Genomic DNA, 16,761 nt, shown 5'->3' on the forward strand with positions numbered 1-16,761 from the left:
CCTTTCACTTGGTCGCGGTTTTGAGAAACTCAATCAGGTCGGCCCGGTCCTGTGCGGCGGTGATCCGCTGCATCGGCATCTTCGAGCCAGGTATGTAGTGATCTGGTCCGAGATCGAACAACTTGTCGATCGTCTCGCCCGTCCAGATGATGTCAGATCCGTCAAGGATGTCTGAATAGCGATAGCCCTCGACCGTTCCGGCTGGCCGTCCGAACAGGTGATACAGCGTCGGCCCCGCCTTGCGTGAGACACCGTTTTCCAACGCGTGGCAAATCGAGCATTTGCGCATGAACTGGCGCTCGCCGTTGGGCATGTCTTCTACGGAGCGCAAAAAGCTGCGCTCCTGCCCGGCCACTGCGTCATACTCGTCCAACAGCGCGACGGGCCATGCATAGACCACGTCATCCAATCCGCCAGCATAGATCGTTTCCCCTGTGGGATCATACGCCAGCGCCCAGATCGGACCACTACGGGTGGCTTGAAAAGACCGGGTGATCCGCCAGTCGGCTGTGTCGACGACCATGATGAATCCTTCCCCATCGCCCACAGCCAGCTGGTTGGTGGCAACATGATGGGCCATCGCCAGAATTGGCCTGCGGTCCAGCGAGAAATCCGCGATCAGATCCCCGGTGTCTGGATCAATCACATGTGTCACCCCGTCGACAGCGCCATAGGCCAACCATGTCATATCCGGCGCCAAAGACAGGACGTTCACGCCAAAGCCATTCTCGACCAATACGCGTTTTTCGGGTCCGTCTGCCTTTATCTCAAGGATCGCGCCGCTTGCCCCTGCGGCAAACAGGCTGTTGCCATCGGCCGCGAAAACAACGTCGTTCACAGCGCCCACAGAGAGGTCCCGGCGTGTGCCAGTTCCGGCAAAATCCCACAGCCCAACTGTCCCATCCCAGCTTGCCGTGGCTACAAGCGCACCGTCCGGCGACACTTTGACATCCGCAACTTTGCCTTTGTGCACGCCCAGTTTGCGCGCACCATCGTCAGTCCACGCGTAGACCGCAAAATCATCGCCGACTGATACTGGGCCCTTCGGGCCAACAGCCACGTCATTCACGGCGGCATCATGGGCCTCCAGCCATTTGGGATCGCGCCCCGTCCACACGCCGACCGAGTTGTCGAAACTGGCGGTAACAACTTGCCCGTCAGGCGCTACGGCGATGCCCATCACAGGCCCGCCATGCCCTTTCAGCGTCGTGAAGTCCTGAGCCGCCGACGGCGCGGCAGCCCAGATCATCAACGCCAACATATGCGCGCAACGGATGCGCATCACTCGGCCGGGGTTGCCTCGCTCCCCTCAACCTTGTCGGCTTTTTCTTTGATCTCCTCCAGCCAGATCGAGTGGTGCTGGTGTGCCCAGGCTTCGTCCACTTCGCCCGAGCCCATGGCATCAAACGCCCCTTCCATACCGATCGAGCCGATATAGATATGCGCCAGAATGATCGCCATCAGAATGAACGCCGCAATCGCGTGCCAAAGCTGCGAATACTGCATCTCTTCATGCGGTGAGAGTTGCTCGGGCAGGACGCCAAAGCCCAACAATTCAGGCAGACCCGTGCTATTCAGCACGCTGAATGTCTTTGCAAACAATTGCAGCTCGAACGGGAACAGAAGCGCCACGCCGGACAGCGAGATAGACACGCCGAACAGGATAACCGACCAGAAGATCAGTTTCTGACCTGCGTTGAACTTCTTGGCCGGCGGGTGTGCCTTGCCGATGATCCCTCCCGCTTGACGCAGCCACGTCAGGTCGGTGCGGTTGGGAATGTTATGAACGACCCACATCACGAAGATCATGACCAGCCCCACGATAAAGGCCCAGGCCACGTTATTGTGGACAAGCTTGCTGAAGCTCAGAAGGGTGGCGTTGAATTCTTTGCCCATCATAGGCGCGATGAAGACGCGGCCAAAGAGAACCGCCAAGCCGGTCAGCCCAAGGATGATGAACGATCCCGCCAGCAACCAGTGGCCGAAGCGCTCGATCGCTTGGAAGCGGGTCACTGTTCGACCGGTCATCGGCTCGTCAATTTTGATGCGTCCACGCAGCACGAAGAACACCGCCAACAGCGCAATCGTACCAAGCAGCAACCAGCCGCCATATTGACGCAGCGCGCCTTTACGCCATTCAAGCCAGCGCATCCCGCCATCCTGGATCAGGACGGAAGCGACTTCTCCGCCCGAGGACACGGTGATATCAGCCGACCCATAGCGTAGCGCGCGCCAGACCTCGGGATCCGAGGCGCCGCCAAGCGTACCCAACTGGGCCGAACTGGCCGCCGCAGTGTCTGCATCACCCGTGGCGTTCCGACGAAATGCATCGTCGATAGACTGACCCTGTTGACGGGCCATAATATCTTCAAGCGTTTGAGCCCCACCCGTCGCCTCTCGGTCAGTGGACTGCGCCAAGGCAGCCGACCCGATCGTTACGGAAAGCAGGAACGCGAGTACAAGGCGCAGCATTGGCACCCCCCTTTCAGGTATTTGTACGAGTGTTGGTAGGTGGCCCCCGAAAGGGCCACCCGTCGTTACCAAGTCAAGACGGGATTAGCCGTCTTTCTGGTCATAGGCCGTACCCCAACCCCAGGCACCCGAGCCGAAGCCACGGGCCACCACGCGCTCGCGGTAGATGGCCGACACAATGTCGCCATCCCCTGCCAGAAGCGCCTTGGTCGAGCACATTTCGGCGCAGATCGGCAGTTTGCCTTCTGCAATCCGGTTGCGGCCGTACTTGGCGAACTCGGCGGTCGAGTGGTTTTCTTCGGGGCCACCAGCACAGAAGGTACATTTGTCCATCTTGCCGCGCGACCCGAAGTTGCCAGCCTGCGGATACTGCGGCGCGCCGAAGGGGCACGCATAGAAGCAGTAGCCACACCCGATGCACAGGTCTTTCGAGTGCAGGACGACGCCTTCTTCGTTTTGATAGAAGCAGTCGACCGGGCACACCGCCATACAGGGTGCATCCGAGCAATGCATACAGGCCACCGAGATCGAACGCTCGCCCGGTTTACCGTCCTGAATGGTTACAACCCGACGGCGGTTGATGCCCCAAGGCACCTCGTGCTCGTTCTTACAGGCGGTAACGCAAGCGTTGCACTCGATGCAGCGTTCGGCGTCACAAAGGAACTTAGCTCTTGCCATTTTCCGTTCTCCTTATGCTGCTGAGATCTTGCAGAGAGTACATTTCGTCTCCTGCATTTGAGTGACCGAGTCATAGCCATAGGTCTGCGCCGTGTTGGTGGATTCACCAAGCACGTAAGGATCGGCGCCGTCAGGATACTTGTCCCGAAGGTCCTTCCCTTCAAAGTGACCGCCGAAGTGGAACGGCATGAAGGCTACGCCCTCGCCGACCCGTTCGGTGACCATTGCCATGACCTTGACCTTGGCGCCTTCGGCACCCTCGACCCAGACCTGCGCGCCGTCCCGCACACCAAGGTTATTGGCGTCACGCGGGTTAATTTCGACGAACATGTCTTGCTGGAGTTCCGCCAGCCACGGGTTCGAACGAGTTTCGTCGCCGCCCCCTTCGTACTCGACCAGACGACCCGAAGTCAGAATGATCGGGTAGTCTTTCGAGAAGTCCTGCTTCTGGATCGACGCATACATGGTCGGCAGACGATAGAACTTGCGGTCTTCGTAGGTCGGGTAATCGGCAACCAGATCGCGACGCGGCGTGTAAAGCGGCTCGCGGTGCAGCGGGATCGGATCCGGGAAGGTCCACACAACGGCACGCGCCTTGGCGTTCCCGAAGGGTGCACATTCGTGCTTGATCGCGACACGCTGGATGCCACCTGACAGGTCGGTCTTCCAGTTGGTCTTCGGACCGGCCACGGCCTCGATCGAGGCGCGCTCTTCGTCGGTCAGATCAGCATCCCAACCCAGGTCCATCAGCATCTGCATGGTGAACTCTGGATATCCGTCTTGGATTTCCGAATTCGCCGAGTAGACACCGTCGGCCAGAAGGTTGTCGCCATCACGTTCCACACCGAAACGGGCACGGAAGGTCAGGCCACCCTCAGAGACAGGTTTGGACATGTCATAGAGGTTGGGCGTTCCCGGGTGCTTCATATCGGCAGTGCCCCAGCAGGGCCACGGCAGACCATAATAGTCCCCATCGGCCGGGCCACCAATCGCACGCAGCGTGGTGCGGTCGAAGGTGTGCTGGTTCGCCATGTGAAGCTTGATCCGCTCGGGGCTTTGACCCGTATAGCCGATCGTCCACAGACCCTTGTTGAACTCGCGCGTGATGCTTTCGACATTCGGCGTGTTCTCGTCTTCCATTTCGATGTTGCGGAAGAAGCGATCCGCCCAGCCGAACTTGTTCGCGAACATGCCCATGATCTCGTGGTCGGTCTTACTTTCGAACAGCGGATCGACGATCTTGTCGCGCCACTGGAACGAGCGGTTCGACGCCGTGACCGAGCCACGGGTTTCGAACTGAGTACAGGCTGGCAGCAGATACACCCCATCGGTGCGGTCATGAAGCACGGCAGAGACGGTGGGATACGGGTCGACAACGACCAGCATGTCCAGCTTCTCCATCGCGGTCTTCATTTCCTTACCGCGGGTCTGCGAGTTCGGCGCGTGACCCCAAAGAACCATGGCCCGTACAGTGTCCGGGTTGTCCATGTTTTCGGGATCTTCAAGAACACCATCGATCCAACGCGACACGGGAATACCGGTCAGGTTCTGAAGCGACTTTTCTTTGCCGTCAGCACCGGTGGTCTTGGCAAATTGGCCGCTCAGCCATTCGCCATCTTCTTCCCAGACGCGTGCCCAGTGGGCCCAGGCCCCTTTCGACAGGCCGTAATAGCCCGGCAGGGTGTGCGACAGCACGCCCAAGTCGGTGGCGCCCTGTACGTTGTCGTGGCCACGGAAGATGTTTGTACCGCCACCCGAAGCGCCCATGTTGCCAAGGGCCAACTGCAGGACGCAGTAGGCGCGGGTGTTGTTGTTACCATTGGTGTGCTGCGTACCACCCATACACCAGATCACCGTGCCAGGACGGTTATTGGCCATGGTGCGTGCAACACGCTTCAGCTGCGACCCGGGGGTGCCGGTAACGCGCTCGACCTCTTCCGGGGTCCATTTCTTCACTTCGTCACGGATCTGGTCCATGCCCCACACACGGGTGCGGATGAACTCTTTGTCTTCCCATCCGTTTTCGAAGATGTGGTACAGGATCCCCCAAATCAGAGCGACATCTGTGCCCGGACGGAAGCGAACATACTCGTCCGCGTGGGCTGCGGTGCGCGTGAAGCGCGGGTCGCAGACAATCAGCGGCGCGTTGTTTTCTTCCTTGGCTTTCAACACATGCAGAAGCGACACGGGGTGTGCTTCCGCCGGGTTGCCGCCGATGATGAAGATGGCCTTGGAGTTGTGGATGTCATTGTACGAGTTCGTCATCGCACCATAGCCCCAGGTGTTTGCAACACCGGCAACCGTGGTCGAGTGACAGATACGCGCCTGGTGGTCCACGTTGTTGGTGCCCCAATAGGCAGCAAACTTGCGGAACAGGTACGCCTGTTCGTTGTTGTGCTTGGCCGAGCCAAGCCAATAGACACTGTCAGGTCCGCTTTCTTCGCGGATCTTCATCATGCCGTCGCCGATCTCGTTGATCGCTTGCTCCCAGCTGATGCGCTTCCACTCACCACCCTCTTTCTTCATCGGGTATTTGAGACGGCGCTCGCCGTGGGCGTGTTCACGAACCGATGCCCCTTTGGCGCAGTGGGCGCCAAGGTTGAACGGGCTATCCCAACCGGGCTCTTGCCCGATCCAAACGCCGTTCGAAACCTCTGCTACGACGGTACAACCGACCGAGCAGTGGGTGCAGACGGACTTGACGGTCTCGACAGCCCCAGTGGCGGCGGTCGCAGCATTGGCTGCGGACACGGTGCCACCCGTGGCGCTGATTGCGGCAAGGCCACCGATGGCCAGGCCCGAGCCCCGCAAGAACGCGCGGCGATCGACAGATTTCTCTGCGATGTCAGACAGGATACTTGTCCGCTGGGGGCGTCGCGCAACCCCGTTGGTCTTTTTCCTAAGCATTTAAACCTCCCTTGCTAGCCTCATTGGGCTTGCTGGGTTAACGAAAACCTTTGGCAGTCGGGCGTCACGCAACCAGTCGCCGCAGGCAGAGTTTCAACGTCCGATCAGAACCGGGCGTTGTCATAGTAGGCGCGGGTATGTGCCGTATCCTGCATCTTGTTAGACGACAGATCCGGCTGTGCGGCTTCCGCCGCTGTCCCGCTGGTCGCAACCGCAACCGCCGCAAGCGGCGCCGAGGTCGTGGCCATCTTCAGAAAATCGCGGCGGCTGGTGCCATCCTCGGTCTTCTTGGTCATGAGAGTTCTCCTCCCCTTGGTTATGGCGGTTGCCCGCCCTGAAATGCGGATTACTCCGCGGTCATCCGGAAGCCTTCTGCTTCGATCTCCATGAACGCCCGGCCAACCTGGCCAACCGCTGCGTAGAAGACCGAGTTCTTGGCGGCTTCCAAATCACTGAAAAAATGCCCTGCCCAAGGCGCGATGTGTCGGTTGAAGAAGGTGCGTTGATCTTCCAGCGTCGCTGGATCTCCGAAGCGACCAACGATCAGCGCGCCCATCATCTCCATGAGCGAGGCAATGTTGTCTTCGGGCTCGTACACATTCTCTGCCCGGGTTAGGCCGCGTGCGGCCATGTCCTGCCGCAGGGTGGCCAGCGGTTTTTCGTTCAGAAACCCGGTCAAGTAATAGCTGGCGTAGGGCAACAGCTCGCCCCGTCCGAGGCCGATGAACAGACGGTTAAACTCACTTTCCACCGCCTTGGGCTTGGACAGCTTGGCAATCTTTGCAAGTGCGTTCACGCCAGTTCCCAACGGACTGTCATCGCCCGATAGGCCAGCGGTCTGGTCCAGAACCATCTGATCCGGAGGTCCGGCCAACAACACACCCAAAAAGTTATAAAGGTCCGCCCGCAAGCGGTCCTCTTCTGCGATGGCAATCTGCGCGGTTTGCGCTGTCATCGACGTCTCCTCTGTCATGCTTCTTCCCCTTGTTCATCGAATGCAAAGCGCATCCGTCTCCGGGGAGCTTCCGAAAATTCGGCACCGTCGTCAAAAGCCACGACGACCGGTTCGGCCTCGGGCTCTTCCGAGACCACTTCCGTCGGTTCAGGCGAAACCACCTCAAGCTCTTCATCAAGAGCTTCCGGCGCGTCCTCCGCCGCCTCTACGTTTTCTTGCTGCTCTTCCTCGGCCTGCCGCGCCATCTCTTCCAGATGGCGTGCCATGCCCTTCCCGACTTGATAGGTCGTCTGCATATGCTCGACGACCATCGCGGCATCGGTGAAGTCCTCACCGTAGTCTACCAGACCATCGACATTTGCCAAAACAGGATTTGTAAGCCAAAGGCGGCGGATGGCGCGGGTGCGGATGCGGGCGGGGATCGTTTCGCTAAGAAAGACTTTGAAATCATCCCCTTCGCTCAGGGTATCCGGGTCAGGCAGACCCAGTTCCTCAAGGATCTCCTGATCCGACTTCTCGGCCAGTTCGGCCTCGCGCTCTTCAACGACACGCGCTTCTTCGGCCCGAATGTCGGCTTCCTGCTCGGCCTCGACAGCGGCCTTCCGTCTGCTCCAGAAATCGCTCAATGCAACCTCCCCCGCTTGGCAGAGCTGGGCGACCGGTACACATCCGTCATCTGCGAAATCCGCTCGTCGCCGATCCCGTCTTCGACCTTGTCGATCCGCTTCTTGTCACGACGGCGTTTCTTGAACTCTTCATCCTCGTGATGGGCCAAGGCAAAATCCCGCACCCAAGCGACCAGTCCCTCCGGCATCGGGATCTTCTCGACCAGATCCTCGCCGTTGTCAGCATAGTCCTGCGCCTCGTATGGGGACGCGGTCACCAGCAGCACCTCGAACGGTTTGTCCGTGACGTCAGTCTCACGCAGGACAACGTAGACGCAGGGCACCTCGGCCGAGAGGCCATGCATGTAGGCCTCGGAATCCGCCCCGTGCATCTCGAGCGGCAACGTCCCGGCATGGAATTCTGTGACATCCCCGTCCGACCGAATTTCCCGCCAATCCGCATCACCTGCCCCGGGCAGAACACCCGTGGCTTTCCACGACCACTGCGCCCAACGGGTCACCCCCGGCGAGCGTCGGATCACAATGCCTAACGGCAAAACGTCATAGCGTTCAGGGTTAATCTTTTTTCCTCCCGGGCGTTCTTCTCAGTGCCACGCCTATATTTTTGGCGGATTGGGAATGGTGTTCAAAGGCCTATGTCCTGAACATCTGCATTATTCGCACCGCCCGGACATTTTGGGTAGGCACCACCGAACCCGCGGCGCACGAGTGACGAATTGTCTAACTTGAGCGTTTTGGTTGGTTTTCATAAAGGCGACAAAATCAGCCCAGAATCAGCAATTGATTCGGGGTGTTTTGCCGGAAAGCCCGGCAACAAACTCGGTTTACGGCACCAAGGAATCATGCCTAGCTATGTCCAAATCAAGCTTGGAAAAGGCCCTAGAATGCGGCATTCCAGCAGCGGAGGAAACATGGATAAGTCACTGATTTTATGCAACTGTTCAGAGACTTTTGAACTTGACGCAGAGGCGTTGTCGAAGACCACCGGGCTGGCCTGCTCGAAGGTGCATTCGGGGCTTTGCACCACCCAAACGGAACAGGCCGCGAAGGCCATCGCTGACGGGAATGCTATTTTTTGCTGCGGCCAAGAGCAGGCCTTTTTCGAGGAACTCGCCGCCGAGCTAGAGGCCCCAACCCCGGCCTTCCTTGACCTGCGTGATCGGGCTGGGTGGTCCGATGATGCGGGGTCAAAACTGCCCAAAATGTCCGCACTTGTGGCCGAGGCGGTTTTACCGGCTGCAGCGACCAAAACCGTTGATGTGATTTCGGAAGGTCTGTGCTTGATCATCGGCGCTAGTGACATCGCCTTCGCAGCCGCCGATCAACTCAAGGACTATCTGAGTGTCAGCGTCCTGTTAACCGATGATGCCGCGCCGATTGACGCCCGCGACTATGATGTTCTGCGCGGTCATCTGAAATCAGCTAAGGGTGCGCTGGGGCAGTTTGAGGTCCGCATTGATGCCCTAAAGCAGCCCTCGCTTGCAGGGCGCGGAGAACGCATTTGGTCCGCACCACGCAACGGCGCGCGGTCTCAGTGCGATATCATTCTGGATCTGTCGGGCGCTACGCCGCTGTTCCCTGCGCCTGAAAAGCGTGAAGGCTACCTGCGTGCAGATCCCGGAAGCATCGGCGCCGTCAGCAATGCGATCCTTCAGGCGTCGCACCTTGTCGGCACGTTCGAAAAGCCCCTCTATGTGAAGCTCGAGCCAATGCTGTGTGCCCATTCCCGGGCTGAACAAATTGGGTGCTCGAATTGCTTGGACAATTGCCCGACCGGGGCGATCACTCCGAACGGCGACCATGTTACGATTGATCCGATGGTCTGTGCAGGTTGCGGAACCTGCTCGGCCCTTTGCCCGTCCGGCGCGATCACCTATGACGCCCCGCCGGTGGACGCCACGATGCGGCGCGTTCAGACGCTTGCCCAAGCCTTCTTGGCCGCAGGCGGTACAGCTCCGCGCCTTCTTGTGTTGAACAGCTATGGCAGCGAAATGGTCAAACTGGCCGCACGTCATGGCCGTGGCCTTCCGGCCGATGTTATTCCGCTGGAAGTTGACGCGTTGAACGCGTTTGGGCATGCGGAAATCCTGTGTGCACTGGCTGCGGGGTTTGCCAAAGTGTCGGTCCTCGTGGCGCCCACCACCGAACGCGACCCGCTGCAAAAAGAGGTCGATCTGGCGCAGGCCATAGCCACACCCGACGCGGTCGACGTGATCGACACACAAGATCCCGATGCGCTATCCGACAGTCTCTTTGAAGCGGCCCACCCTGCGCCAATTGACACGCCTGTCCGCCCGATGGGCACTCGGCGGCAGGTGACGCGCATGGCGGCCAAGGCGCTGAACCCCGAGGCAGACAGCCTGTCGCTGCCAGACGATGCCCCCTATGGCGCGGTGCTGGTGGATACCGATAGCTGCACCCTGTGCCTGTCCTGCGTCTCGCTCTGCCCATCTGGGGCGCTGGGGGACAATCCGGACCTTCCGCAGCTGCGGTTTCAGGAAGACGCCTGTCTGCAATGCGGTCTGTGCCACAATGTCTGCCCTGAGGATGCGATTTCCTATGAGCCTCGCCTCAACCTAGAGGACAGTGCTTTGGAACAGGTCGTGCTGAACGAAGAAGAGCCCTTTGCCTGCATCGAATGCGGTGCGCTGTTTGGGGTGAAATCGACGATCGAACGGATCACCGAGCAGCTGGCCGGCAAGCATTCGATGTTCGCCAAGCCCGAGGCCGCGCGGATGATCCAGATGTGCGACAACTGCCGCGTAAACGCCCAGTTTCATTCGGAAAACAACCCGTTCCAAGGGGCGGAGCGTCCACGTCCGCGCACGACGGACGACTACCTTAGTAAGCGCCGCGATCACTGATGCTGCAATGGGGCCCCAAGATCAGCCGGCGCAAGCGCGGCAACAAAGGCAAGGATGGCATCCATGTCGTCCAGCGTCATAACGACGGGCACGATCGGCGATGGCCGGTCGACCGGGAACGGTGGAGTCACGTCCTTGATCTGCGTGAAGGCCGGGTGGGGATTGAGGACATAGAAGGTTTGGAAGCGATCCTCCCAATCTGTCAGACTGCGCAGCGCGAAGAACGAGGGCGTGGAACCGATCGAGTTCATCCGCTTCGCCGCGTCGACCACATGGCAACGGCCGCACATCTCTTCTGCGCGCACGGCTCCAAGCGCGGCGTCGCCCTCATAGCTTGCGACAACTTCTTGGGGCGCGGCTTCTTGCGGCAGTTCGAAAAGTTGCGCGCCGTCGACAACGTATCCGACGACGGCACGCTGCCCGACCTCGGACGTGATCCAATCCGAGAATTTCTGTGCCCCGGCATGGTCGGTGGCGACAAGCTCCAGATGCCACGTCTGGCCAATTCCGTGGAACACCGGGCGCCCGACGGACCCGATCAAGATTTCCGCCTCGTCGCCAGGTGCAACCACCGTCACCCGCACCTGCGTTTTCAAGGAAAACCGCGGCAGAAGATATTTCGGCAAGCCGGTCTCGACCAGTTCGGCGGGCATAGCCATTCGCACAAGCCGTTCATCCGCATGGACAATCCCGGCTTGTCCAAGGATCATAGCCGCAACATAACAAACGAAAGTGAATGCCTTTGCCATGTGTAATGGTAGGGATCTCACAGCCGCCACGTCAACAATCGACGAAAGGACACCAAAATGAGCGATGATTTCAACATGTCGATGCGCAAGTTTCTGAAGCAGGTCGGAGTGACCTCGCAACAGGCAATCGAACAAGCGATGCGCGACGCCGAGACCGCGGGCAAAACCTTCGAAGCCAAGGCGGTGATCACCATCGACGGGCTTGAAATGGAACATGTCGTGACCGGCACGATTCAAGGGCAGGACTGATCGTGGCAGTTGAACGTGATGCCGTCCTTGCGGCCTTGAAAACACTTGCTGATCCGTCTGGGCAAGGCGACATCGTGGCAAGCGGTGTGGTCCGGGCGTTGAATGTCGATGGCGACACGGTGCGCTTCGTGATGGAGATCGACCCCGCCAAAGCCCAAGCCTATGAACCGCTTCGCGCCAAGGCAGAGACGTTGATCAAGGCTCTGCCCGGCGTCGGCGCGGTGTCGGTGGTGTTGACCGGGCATAGCGCACAGCCTGCCCCGCCGGATCTGAAGCTGGGCAAGAAGGCACCGCCGAAAGGCCCAGAAAAGATCCCAGGGGTCGAGCGCATCATCGCGATTGCATCCGGCAAGGGCGGTGTTGGAAAGTCGACGGTTTCAGCGAACCTGGCCTGCGCCCTAGCCGCGCAAGGCGTGCGCGTCGGGCTGCTGGACGCGGATGTCTATGGACCCTCTCAGCCCCGGATGCTGGGCATTTCCGGTCGCCCGTCCAGCCCCGATGGGAAGACCATCCTGCCGATGCGCAACCACGGCGTGACGATGATGTCGATCGGCTTGATGACCAATGACGATCAGGCTGTTGTCTGGCGCGGCCCCATGCTGATGGGCGCGCTTCAGCAGATGATGATGCAGGTGCAATGGGGTGCGTTGGATGTGCTGCTTGTGGACCTTCCGCCCGGGACGGGGGACGTCCAGATGACCCTTGCCCAGAAAGCGCAGGTGGACGGCGCGATCATCGTCTCGACCCCACAGGACGTAGCGCTGATCGACGCGCGCAAGGGGATCGACATGTTCAACCAGTTGAACGTTCCGATCCTTGGGATGATTGAGAACATGTCGACGCATATCTGCTCGGCCTGTGGCCATGAAGAGCATGTGTTTGGCCATGGCGGCGTCTCGGCCGAAGCGGCCAAGTTGGGCGTCCCGTTGCTGGCCGAGGTGCCCTTGCATCTGGATATTCGTCTGGCTGCGGACGGCGGAGCGCCCATCGTTGTGTCCAAACCCGACAGCACACAGGCGCAGGCCTTCCATGACGTCGCACGGGCCATCACGTCCAAGGTAAACGCATGAGCGATCTGACCTTCCCTCCTATGATGTCGGGGCTCGAAGTGACGGGCGACGATGATCCCTTTGCAGTTGCCTGTGTCAAAGCGACGATGGGATGCGATGCGGGCTTGATCGTCTACCGCATCGACGCGGACAAGATGAGCGCCGCGCTGGTGTTCGCGCCCGAGGTCCCGCTTGGTGACGCGATGACGATGCTTCCTACCTGCGGGATCGGCTTTCAAAACGCGCTGGGGGCACTGGCCCCGCCAGAAGTCTCCGTTCATTTGGAATGGAACGGCACACTCCGCGTCAACGGCGCGCGTTGCGGGCGGATGCGGGCCATGGCCAGCACCGATGACGCCGCTGAAACGCCCGACTGGCTTGTGATCGGCTTTGACCTTGTCTTGATGCCCCTTGGTGACGATCCCGGCATCACCCCGGAAGACACCGCCTTGTTCTCGGAAGGCTGCGCGGACGTGTCGCCGCCGCTGCTGTTGGAAGCCTGGGCGCGGCACAGTTTCAACTGGATTGCTCGTTGGGAAGACGAGGGCACGAAACCCGTTCATGCGGAATGGCGCGGGTTGGCCCATGGTGTGGGCGAAGACCTAACCCAAGGCGATCTGTCGGGCACGTTCTTGGGTGTCGACGAACAGTTCGGCATGCTTCTGCGCGCCGCTGATACCACTCACCTGATCCCGCTCACCACAGTGTTGGAGACCCCCTGATGCAACTGGCACGTGCCATTCACTTTGACGAAAGCGACCAGAGGGTCTTTCACAATCCAGCACGTACCGGGGAGTGGTGTATCTCGGGCGGGTTCGAGTTTTCGAACTGGACCGAGGGCGATCTTGAGGGCAAAGCGCGTCAGGCGTTCTCGAATGGATGGTTCGGCTTAGAGACCTCGGGGCGTGTGACTTTTGTTGCCGTCACACAGATCGAACCTACCGAGGTCGAGGCGCTGACCGACCTGCTGGCGCAGCATTTCGTGACCTATTACGGCGCGCCAGACATCGCCGCCGCACGATCCGTGGCCGCCGAAGAAATCGCGCATATGGCCGAGCTTTGTGAAGATCACGATCCCAACACCTTGCTGACCGTTGCCCGGGAGCTAACTCCCGCGGGTGTCCGGGAAGCCTATCGCGTGATCCAGCCGCAGGATGCCGGACTAGAGCAATTCGCGATCCACGGATCTTTAGACGACTAGAAGGCAGTCCCAAACAGGGACTGCCCCTAGATTTTCACTCGGCATTTAAGACGGACAGGCGGTCGACGTTGTCGCGGCTGATCTGTGTTGTCAGACGTTTTCCAACCAGTCTCAGCTAGGCCAGCCTGACTGTCTTTTTATCCCGCACAACGACCGCGCCACTCGAAAAAGCGACGGGTCGGTTGCGCTTAAACTGATCTCTGTTTGACAGGCTGCGCATGGTCATCGCGCAACGCGACGAAACCACCCTGCCCTCCTCAAGCACCATCGCTCTGACAAGGCTGTTCAAAACCGTCGGAGTGCATCATCTACATCCAAGAAAAGGCGAAGCCTGAAAGCTTCGCCTTTTCTTTGCTTTTCTCTGCTTTGTCCTAATCTTACAGGGCCATCAGATCCTACACGGTACCACCAAGACTGCCTTCCAGGGCGACAAGCTCTTGACCGCCAGCCATGAGGTCCTGCAGTTCCTCGGGAGTAATCTGCCCGCGTTGCGCAGTCCCCAGCGTCTGGCCGCGATTAAGCATTGTGAACCGGTCCCCGACCGCCAGCGCGTGGCGTACGTTGTGCGTGATAAAGACCACGGCAATCCCCTGCTTTCGGACCTTGTCGATCGTGGCCAGTACGTTTGCCGTCTGGCGCACACCAAGGGCCGAGGTCGGCTCGTCCAGGATCAATACCTTGGCGCCGAAATGCACTGCGCGGGCAATGGCAACGGTCTGACGTTCACCACCAGACAGAGTGCCCACGGCCTGATCCGGTCCACGCAGATTGATGCCCATCTTGCGCATCTCGTCCATGGTGACCTGATTGGCACGTTCATGGTCAAAGAACTTCATCGGCCCGACCTTCTTCACCGGCTCGTTGCCCATGAAGAAATTGCGGCTAACCGACATCAGAGGGATCATCGCAAGGTGCTGGTGCACCGTCGCAATCCCTGCCGAGATCGCATCGCGCGGATCGCCAAAGCTCATCGGCTTGCCCTCGAAATAGATCTCGCCATGGGTCGGCTGATGCACGCCGGACATGGTTTTGATTAAGGTCGATTTGCCGGCGCCGTTGTCGCCAAGAAGGCAGTGGCATTCCCCGGGGAAAACCTCGAGCGAGACACCCGCCAGCGCAATCACGCTGCCGAAATGCTTCTCGATGTTCTTCATCTGGATGATTGGAGCTTTTTCCGGATTCATATCAACGCTCCCCCGTGATAATGCGACGAATATAGGTGTTCAGGATCACGGCACCCAAAAGGATCACCCCAAGGAACACGCGGAACAAGCTGCTTTCGACGCCCGCAAAGAACAAGCCCTGCTGCACGACGCCAAAGATCAGCGCTCCAAGAGCTGCGCCAAGTACCGACCCGTAACCACCGGTTAGCAACGCGCCGCCGATGACCACGGCAATAATCGCCTCGAATTCCTTAAGAACTCCGCGGTCAGCACCAGCCGAGCCAAACTCCATCACCTGACAGACTGCAAACACAGTGGCGCAGAACGCGGTGAACATGAACATAAGGACCTTGACCTTGTTGACCGGCACACCTGAATTGCGGGCGGCCTCGGCGTCGCCGCCTGCAGCAAAGATCCAGTTCCCAAACTTGGTTTTGGTCAGAAGAATATGTCCAAAGATCACAAGGATGATGGCCCAAACGACCAGCATGGGAATACCATCAACGACAGGCTGGCCTTTGCGGCTACCGCGCTCGAACACTGCGATGATGCCCGTGTCACCCATCCACTGGAACAGACCCGTGAAAATCTTGCCGCCAAAGATCGGCGCAAGCCAATCCCCCTCGGCCACGTCTTTGATCCCGCCAATGATGGTTTTGCGCTCGATTACCTGAGGCAGGAAGATCGCAAAGCCGCGCAGGATAAACAGAAAGGCAAGTGTCACGATAAAGCTTGGCAGCCCGGTGCGGATCACGATGTAACCGTTCAGCGCCCCGATCGCGATGCACAGAGCAAACGTCGTCAGGATTGCAAGCCAGACCGGCCAGCTGAGCGTCACACTGAAGATGGCGATCAGCATGCCCGCAAAACCGATCATCGAACCAACCGACAGGTCGAACTCGCCTGCAATCATCAGAAGACAGGCGCCTACAGCGATGATCATGAATTGGGCAGACACTGTCGTCCAGTTCATGACGCCCTGCGAGTTGAACATGCCGCTGTCAAAAGCAAACAGCAGGAAGAAGGTGAATACGGCAACGGTGCCGACAATCCCGCCCAGTTCCGGGCGGATCATCGCTTCGCGGAAGCGGGACCGTGTCTTGATCCGTTCGTCGACCGCAGTTTCGGTGGGTGCATTGGACATGGTAATCCTCTGATTCCTTGTTCAGGATGGAATAAGGGCGGCCAAATTGCTCCGGCCGCCCTTTGGGAGAATATCAGCGGTATTCGCCTGCGAACATTTCAACCTTCTCCAGGCCGTCCGCTGTCACGAAACCGGGGCCGGAGTTGATGTTGTTGCCCGGCAATACGCCATAGCGGTGGTAGTTGGTCAGAACCACAACCGGCAGGTAGGCCTGCAAGAAGGGTTGCTGGTCGATACCCCAGTTGATCACACCGCCTTTGATGCCTTTGACGATCTCTTCGCCAAGGTCGAACGTGCCGAAATAGATATCACCGGCCATGCCGTTCTCGTCCAGAGCCAGCAGGGTCGGGTCAGCCGATGTCGGGCCCAGCGTCAGCACGGCGTCGGTGTTGGGGTTGGCCGACAGATATGCCAGCACGCGGTTCTTGATTTCAGCCGGGTCTTGGCCCGAGTCGATCATCTGGTTCCCCAGATCGACGCCCAGACCGTCTGCGAAGCCCTGACAACGCTCGGTCGACGACGGAGAAGAAATATAGTGGTTCACGCAGAGGAACGAGCCAACCCCGTCGCCCTTGGCGCGCAGGCCAGCGGCATAACCCGCGTCATATTCCGGTTGGCCGACATACATCAGCGCACCAACTTCGCGCGCCTGATCCGGCGTGCCTATAAAGGGCGGCGCAATATTGGACCACGGTAGCGCCGCC

17 protein-coding genes are annotated in these 16,761 nt (G+C 59.4%); 5 read left to right on the forward strand and 12 right to left on the reverse strand.

Features of this window, described 5'->3' with window-relative positions; genetic code table 11:
* Nucleotides 1-4: 4 nt before the first annotated feature.
* The 8 genes from EOL43_RS14580 to EOL43_RS14615 all read right to left on the reverse strand — a co-directional run bounded on the left by EOL43_RS14580 (nucleotide 5) and on the right by EOL43_RS14615 (nucleotide 8,174).
* Nucleotides 5-1,282, reverse strand: coding sequence for a c-type cytochrome (locus EOL43_RS14580; protein WP_133489652.1), 1,278 nt, complete (start codon nucleotides 1,280-1,282; stop codon nucleotides 5-7).
* A complete protein-coding gene (locus EOL43_RS14585) occupies nucleotides 1,282-2,472 on the reverse strand; it encodes a formate dehydrogenase subunit gamma (RefSeq protein ID WP_133489653.1) in 1,191 nt (396 codons plus the stop codon). Before EOL43_RS14585 ends, EOL43_RS14580 begins: the two co-directional genes overlap by 1 nt.
* A gap of 84 nt (nucleotides 2,473-2,556) precedes the next feature.
* A complete protein-coding gene (gene fdh3B / locus EOL43_RS14590) occupies nucleotides 2,557-3,150 on the reverse strand; it encodes a formate dehydrogenase FDH3 subunit beta (protein WP_133489654.1) in 594 nt (197 codons plus the stop codon).
* 12 nt (nucleotides 3,151-3,162) lie between these two features.
* Nucleotides 3,163-6,057, reverse strand: a complete 2,895-nt coding sequence (locus EOL43_RS14595; RefSeq protein WP_133489655.1) for a formate dehydrogenase subunit alpha — start codon at nucleotides 6,055-6,057, stop codon at nucleotides 3,163-3,165.
* Between the two features lie 104 nt (nucleotides 6,058-6,161).
* The gene (locus tag EOL43_RS14600; RefSeq protein WP_133489656.1) at nucleotides 6,162-6,353 is read right to left on the reverse strand and encodes a twin-arginine translocation pathway signal protein; all 192 of its coding nucleotides are present in this window, start codon (nucleotides 6,351-6,353) and stop codon (nucleotides 6,162-6,164) included.
* Nucleotides 6,354-6,403: 50 nt separating this feature from the next.
* On the reverse strand, nucleotides 6,404-7,030 hold the full coding sequence (locus EOL43_RS14605; RefSeq protein ID WP_133489657.1) for a TorD/DmsD family molecular chaperone: 627 nt from the start codon (nucleotides 7,028-7,030) through the stop codon (nucleotides 6,404-6,406).
* On the reverse strand, nucleotides 7,027-7,638 hold the full coding sequence (locus tag EOL43_RS14610) for a DUF3306 domain-containing protein (RefSeq protein WP_133489658.1): 612 nt from the start codon (nucleotides 7,636-7,638) through the stop codon (nucleotides 7,027-7,029). The genes EOL43_RS14605 and EOL43_RS14610 overlap by 4 nt, the downstream gene beginning before the upstream one ends.
* Nucleotides 7,635-8,174 (reverse strand): DUF3305 domain-containing protein, encoded by a 540-nt coding sequence (locus tag EOL43_RS14615; RefSeq protein ID WP_133489659.1) that lies wholly within the window; start codon nucleotides 8,172-8,174, stop codon nucleotides 7,635-7,637. Before EOL43_RS14615 ends, EOL43_RS14610 begins: the two co-directional genes overlap by 4 nt.
* A 375-nt stretch (nucleotides 8,175-8,549) precedes the next feature.
* On the opposite strand from EOL43_RS14615, the gene EOL43_RS14620 reads away from it, so the two are divergent.
* Nucleotides 8,550-10,502 carry a 4Fe-4S binding protein gene (locus EOL43_RS14620; protein WP_133489660.1) on the forward strand — a complete coding sequence of 651 codons (1,953 nt, stop codon included), beginning with the start codon at nucleotides 8,550-8,552 and terminating at the stop codon, nucleotides 10,500-10,502.
* Here EOL43_RS14620 and EOL43_RS14625 read toward each other — a convergent pair.
* Nucleotides 10,496-11,212, reverse strand: a complete 717-nt coding sequence (locus tag EOL43_RS14625; RefSeq protein WP_133489661.1) for a hypothetical protein — start codon at nucleotides 11,210-11,212, stop codon at nucleotides 10,496-10,498. The two genes, EOL43_RS14620 and EOL43_RS14625, sit on opposite strands and share 7 nt — an antisense overlap.
* Before the next feature lie 96 nt (nucleotides 11,213-11,308).
* On the opposite strand from EOL43_RS14625, the gene EOL43_RS14630 reads away from it, so the two are divergent.
* From EOL43_RS14630 to EOL43_RS14645, 4 genes are read left to right on the forward strand one after another with little or no spacing between them, the layout of a single operon-like run.
* A complete protein-coding gene (locus tag EOL43_RS14630; protein WP_133489662.1) occupies nucleotides 11,309-11,500 on the forward strand; it encodes a DUF6494 family protein in 192 nt (63 codons plus the stop codon).
* 2 nt (nucleotides 11,501-11,502) lie between these two features.
* On the forward strand, nucleotides 11,503-12,570 hold the full coding sequence (gene apbC, locus EOL43_RS14635) for an iron-sulfur cluster carrier protein ApbC (protein WP_133489663.1): 1,068 nt from the start codon (nucleotides 11,503-11,505) through the stop codon (nucleotides 12,568-12,570).
* A complete protein-coding gene (locus tag EOL43_RS14640) occupies nucleotides 12,567-13,271 on the forward strand; it encodes a biotin/lipoate--protein ligase family protein (protein ID WP_133489664.1) in 705 nt (234 codons plus the stop codon). Before apbC ends, EOL43_RS14640 begins: the two co-directional genes overlap by 4 nt.
* Complete coding sequence (locus EOL43_RS14645; RefSeq protein WP_133489665.1) at nucleotides 13,271-13,750, forward strand: DUF6505 family protein; 480 nt, start codon at nucleotides 13,271-13,273, stop codon at nucleotides 13,748-13,750. Before EOL43_RS14640 ends, EOL43_RS14645 begins: the two co-directional genes overlap by 1 nt.
* Before the next feature lie 395 nt (nucleotides 13,751-14,145).
* Here the strand turns inward: EOL43_RS14645 and EOL43_RS14650 are convergent, their stop codons facing one another.
* The 3 genes from EOL43_RS14650 to EOL43_RS14660 all read right to left on the reverse strand — a co-directional run.
* Nucleotides 14,146-14,934 (reverse strand): ATP-binding cassette domain-containing protein, encoded by a 789-nt coding sequence (locus EOL43_RS14650; RefSeq protein ID WP_133489666.1) that lies wholly within the window; start codon nucleotides 14,932-14,934, stop codon nucleotides 14,146-14,148.
* A 1-nt stretch (nucleotide 14,935) separates the two neighbouring features.
* Nucleotides 14,936-16,057 (reverse strand): ABC transporter permease, encoded by a 1,122-nt coding sequence (locus EOL43_RS14655; RefSeq protein ID WP_133489667.1) that lies wholly within the window; start codon nucleotides 16,055-16,057, stop codon nucleotides 14,936-14,938.
* A 73-nt stretch (nucleotides 16,058-16,130) separates the two neighbouring features.
* On the reverse strand, nucleotides 16,131-16,761 hold a 631-nt coding region (locus tag EOL43_RS14660; protein ID WP_166636257.1), incomplete at its 5' end, for a substrate-binding domain-containing protein.

Origin of the sequence: Aliiroseovarius marinus, assembly GCF_004360145.1 — a bacterium.
GTDB lineage: Bacteria > Pseudomonadota > Alphaproteobacteria > Rhodobacterales > Rhodobacteraceae > Aliiroseovarius > Aliiroseovarius marinus.

What these genes read in the sequence shown, in the direction of transcription:
- EOL43_RS14580 (WP_133489652.1), bottom strand. Translation starts at nt 1,282, where the DNA reads ATGCGCATCCGTTGCGCGCATATGTTGGCGTTGATGATCTGGGCTGCC.
- EOL43_RS14585 (WP_133489653.1), bottom strand. Translation starts at nt 2,472, where the DNA reads ATGCTGCGCCTTGTACTCGCGTTCCTGCTTTCCGTAACGATCGGGTCG.
- fdh3B (WP_133489654.1), bottom strand. Translation starts at nt 3,150, where the DNA reads ATGGCAAGAGCTAAGTTCCTTTGTGACGCCGAACGCTGCATCGAGTGC.
- EOL43_RS14595 (WP_133489655.1), bottom strand. Translation starts at nt 6,057, where the DNA reads ATGCTTAGGAAAAAGACCAACGGGGTTGCGCGACGCCCCCAGCGGACA.
- EOL43_RS14600 (WP_133489656.1), bottom strand. Translation starts at nt 6,353, where the DNA reads ATGACCAAGAAGACCGAGGATGGCACCAGCCGCCGCGATTTTCTGAAG.
- EOL43_RS14605 (WP_133489657.1), bottom strand. Translation starts at nt 7,030, where the DNA reads ATGACAGAGGAGACGTCGATGACAGCGCAAACCGCGCAGATTGCCATC.
- EOL43_RS14620 (WP_133489660.1), top strand. Translation starts at nt 8,550, where the DNA reads ATGGATAAGTCACTGATTTTATGCAACTGTTCAGAGACTTTTGAACTT.
- EOL43_RS14625 (WP_133489661.1), bottom strand. Translation starts at nt 11,212, where the DNA reads ATGATCCTTGGACAAGCCGGGATTGTCCATGCGGATGAACGGCTTGTG.
- EOL43_RS14630 (WP_133489662.1), top strand. Translation starts at nt 11,309, where the DNA reads ATGAGCGATGATTTCAACATGTCGATGCGCAAGTTTCTGAAGCAGGTC.
- EOL43_RS14640 (WP_133489664.1), top strand. Translation starts at nt 12,567, where the DNA reads ATGAGCGATCTGACCTTCCCTCCTATGATGTCGGGGCTCGAAGTGACG.
- EOL43_RS14645 (WP_133489665.1), top strand. Translation starts at nt 13,271, where the DNA reads ATGCAACTGGCACGTGCCATTCACTTTGACGAAAGCGACCAGAGGGTC.
- EOL43_RS14650 (WP_133489666.1), bottom strand. Translation starts at nt 14,934, where the DNA reads ATGAATCCGGAAAAAGCTCCAATCATCCAGATGAAGAACATCGAGAAG.
- EOL43_RS14655 (WP_133489667.1), bottom strand. Translation starts at nt 16,057, where the DNA reads ATGTCCAATGCACCCACCGAAACTGCGGTCGACGAACGGATCAAGACA.